Below are 360 nucleotides of genomic sequence, written 5' to 3' on the forward strand. Positions count from 1 at the left end.
GGCCTTACCCACCGCCTTGGCGGGCTTCTTCGGGCCAAAACTGAACAACAGATGTGTGACCTTGCGCCCGGTCTTTCGCTGCGCCCACTCCACCTGTAGCGGGCTGTGCTCGTTGATCTGCGTCACGGCTGGATCAAGCACTCGCAACTTGAAGTCCTTGATCGAGGGATACCGGCCTTCCAGTTGAAACCACTCTCGCAGCTGGTCAATTTCTATTTCGCGCTGGCCGATGCTGTCCCATTGCATGAGCAGCTCGTAAAGCCTGATCGCGTGGGTGCTGTCCATCTTGGCCACGTCAGCCAAGGCGTATTTGGTGAACTGTTTGGTGAGTTCCGTCAGGTACGGCAGCATGTCTTCGGT

General features: G+C 57.2%; 1 protein-coding gene. It reads right to left on the reverse strand.

The genetic code is table 11. The features are described from left to right. The coding region (locus GHO42_RS05040; protein WP_153384131.1) for a replication initiation protein at positions 1–360 on the reverse strand (360 nt) is incomplete at both ends.

The sequence above is a fragment of the Pseudomonas sp. FSL R10-0056 genome (genome assembly GCF_009600105.1).
GTDB classification, from domain to species: domain Bacteria; phylum Pseudomonadota; class Gammaproteobacteria; order Pseudomonadales; family Pseudomonadaceae; genus Aquipseudomonas; species Aquipseudomonas bubulae.